Here is a 518-nt window from a genome sequence, read left to right on the forward strand (position 1 = left end):
GTGGGAACGAGGTTCCCGAGGGTGGCGGTGAAGGCCGTGTCCGTCAGGCCCTGGGCGGGCGTGACGCTCAGGGTGGGGGTGGGGACGCTCAGCGTCACGGTGGTCGTCACGCTGGTCGCGCCGGGGGTGGCGAGGGTGAGGGTGTACGTGCCGGGCCGGGCGTAGGTGTGCGTCAGGGTGTCCGCGGCCACGCCGCTGACCACGCTGCTCGACCCGTCACCCCAGGTCAGGGTGTACGTCAGTCGGGCCTCCAGGCCCGACAGACGGGCGGTGGCCGTCAGGGCGTCCGAGGTCGCGCTGAGCGTGCCTGTCCCCACCGTCACGGTCAGGGTGGTCGTCACGGGCGCGCCGTTCGGGACCGTCAGGGTCACGGTGTACGCCCCGGGACGGCTGTAGGCGTGCGTCAGGGTGGCGGTCTCGACACCGGTGAGGTTCACGGCGGGCGTGCCGTCGCCCCATTCCAGGCGGTAGGTCAGGGCCGGGATGAGTCCGGTGACGGTCACCTGGGCGTCCAGGCC

1 protein-coding gene is annotated in these 518 nt (G+C 73.0%); it reads right to left on the reverse strand.

Annotation, left to right across the window (positions count from 1 at the left end):
* The coding region (locus IEY69_RS21640) for a PKD domain-containing protein (RefSeq protein ID WP_189075131.1) at positions 1-518 on the reverse strand (518 nt) is incomplete at both ends.

The organism is Deinococcus sedimenti (assembly GCF_014648135.1).
In the GTDB taxonomy this organism is placed as follows: Bacteria; Deinococcota; Deinococci; order Deinococcales; family Deinococcaceae; genus Deinococcus; species Deinococcus sedimenti.